Here is a 2,429-nt window from a genome sequence, read left to right on the forward strand (position 1 = left end):
TCCGCAGGAATGCGCTGGGCGAGGAGGAGATCGTTGCCTATCTGGTCGGGCAGGATTGCGCCGACCCGGCGCAGCTGCGCGCGCAGCTTGCGGCCTGCCTGCCGGCGCCGATGGTTCCATCGCGTTTCATGTCGCTGCCGGCATTGCCGCAAACGCCCAACGGCAAGACCGACCGCCGCGCCCTGCCCGAGCCGCTGCAGAATCAGGAGAAACAGGAGAAGCAGGCGAAACGCGGTCCTGCAAGCGCCGATGAAGCGGCACTGGCCGGCATTTTCAGTGAAGTCCTGGGGAATGTCGTTGGCGCGGAGGATGACTTTTTCCTTGCCGGCGGCGAATCGATACGCGCGCTGCGCCTCGCAACCCGTATCCGCGCAGCCGGTTTCGTATTCGATGTGCAGGATCTGTTCCGCTGGCCGACACCGGCTGCGCTGGCAGCCAATCTTGCGAAGACCAAGGACAGCGCGGCAGGCGGCGGGGATGCCATCGGCAAGCTCAGCGGCCTCAGCGGCGCGGAACTGGCCGATTTGTTCTCCTGACAGCAAACGGCATCACGATCCATGTTCAGCAAGAACGATATCAAGGACATCCGCGCCCTGACGCCCATGCAGCGCGGCATGCTGCACCATGCGCTGCTCGATCCGCATTCGCACGCCTACCATGAACAACTAGTGTTGCGCATAGACGGCAGGCTCGATCCACAGCGGCTGGAAACGGCTTGGCAGCGCGTCGTCGATGCGCAGGATGCATTGCGCGGGCGTTTTCTCAGCGAACGGGTTTCCAATCCGGTCCATGTCATACCTCATCACGAGAAAGTGACGCTTGTGCGGCACACCGTTGCCGACGTTTCACGCACTGCGGCGCCGGATGCGCTGCCTGTGGAAGTGGAAGCTTTCCTGGCTTGCGACAAGGCCGACAGGTTCGATCTGGCAAATGCGCATCCGATGCGTGTGGCTTTATTCAGCGCGCCCGACGGGCAGCACTGGATGGTGTGGAGCTTTCATCATATTCTGCTGGATGGATGGAGCATTGGCATTGTTCTGCAACAACTCCGCGCGTTTTACGACGGCTCCACGCCGGCGGAACCGAACGCGGACTATACCCGCTACCTGCAATGGCTGGTGGCGCGCGATACGAACGCGTCGCTGCAATACTGGCAATCGAAGCTGACAGGATTCAGCACGGACGGACTGCGGCAAGCTGCATCGGCCGGAACGGAAGCGCATGCAACGGCAACCGTGGACGGCGCGACACTGCAAACCCTGCGCGCTTTGTTGCAGACCCAGCGGGTATCCATGCATCACTTGCTGCTCTGCGGATGGGCCTTGTGCCTGGGCCGTTATCTTGACCGGCGCGATGTGATCGTTCCCACCGTGCTCGCCGGCCGTCCGGCGGACATCGATCATGCCGACCGTCTCGTCGGCCTCATGATCAACACCGTGCCCATGCGCGTTAGCTGGAACGACACCGACACTGTGATCGCCCTGCTGCAGAAGGTGCGCGATGACAGTCTGGAAGCGGCAAGGCATCAGTACATCTCCATGGCGGACATTCAGTCCGCCACCGGCAGGCTGCCTATCGATCACGTATTGCTCGTACAAGGCATGCCCGGCCAGGATGTACTTGGACAAGGCATCGGCGAGGCCGCGATCGGCTGGGCGGGTTTCCGCGAAAGCATCCCCTATGGACTGGAAATTTCCCTGTCGCCGACCAACGATGGAATAAGCATTTCATTGCGCGGCAATCACGATGCCGCATTTCTACAGGGGTTGGCGGACAGCCTGCGGGCGATGCTGTCGGTGATGGCCGCAAATCCATACCAGCTCCTTCGCGATACCGAACTCGTCGACGATGCGCAGCGGAGCCGCTTGCAAGCCTGGGGCGATGGCGGTCCTGCCGCTCCGCACGGCAGCATCCTGCAGGCATTCGATGCGCAAGCGGCAAGCTCGCCGGAAGCCATCGCGATCGCCGGCGATGGCGGCGAGCTCAGCTACCGCGAACTATCGCTGCGGGCCAATTGCATCGCCCGTGCCTTGCATGCCGACGGCGGCTTCGCTCCCGATACGGCGGTGGCGCTGGTATCCCGTCGTGATGCCGGTCTTGTCGCTGGCTTGCTCGGCATCCTGCGTGCAGGCGGCGCCTATGTGCCGGTCGATCCGGACTTTCCCGCCGAGCGCATCCGCCAGATGCTCGAGGGCAGCGGCTGCCGGCACGTGCTCGCTTCGTCCGATCTTGCCGCGACGCTGCCGGCCTTGCCCGGCGTACGTGTATTGCATCTTGAGGCACTGCTGTCCGGCACGCATGGAACAGAGGCAGATAGCGCAGCAGACAATGCCGCCGATACAGCCCCGCGCGCCGCCATTACGCCGGACTCGCTGGCCTACGTCATTTTCACCTCCGGCTCCACCGGCACGCCCAAGGGCGCCATGCTC

Annotated in this window: 2 protein-coding genes; both read left to right on the plus strand. The window is 63.3% G+C overall.

The genetic code is table 11. The features are described from left to right. Positions 1 to 536: phosphopantetheine-binding protein (locus RY831_RS32780; RefSeq protein ID WP_326510469.1), on the plus strand; the 536-nt coding region annotated here is incomplete at its 5' end. 21 nt (positions 537 to 557) lie between these two features. Next, a partial coding sequence (locus tag RY831_RS32785; RefSeq protein ID WP_326510470.1) for a condensation domain-containing protein occupies positions 558 to 2,429 on the plus strand: 1,872 nt, incomplete at its 3' end.

The sequence above is a fragment of the Noviherbaspirillum album genome (assembly GCF_035916955.1).
In the GTDB taxonomy this organism is placed as follows: Bacteria; Pseudomonadota; Gammaproteobacteria; order Burkholderiales; family Burkholderiaceae_D; genus Noviherbaspirillum; species Noviherbaspirillum album.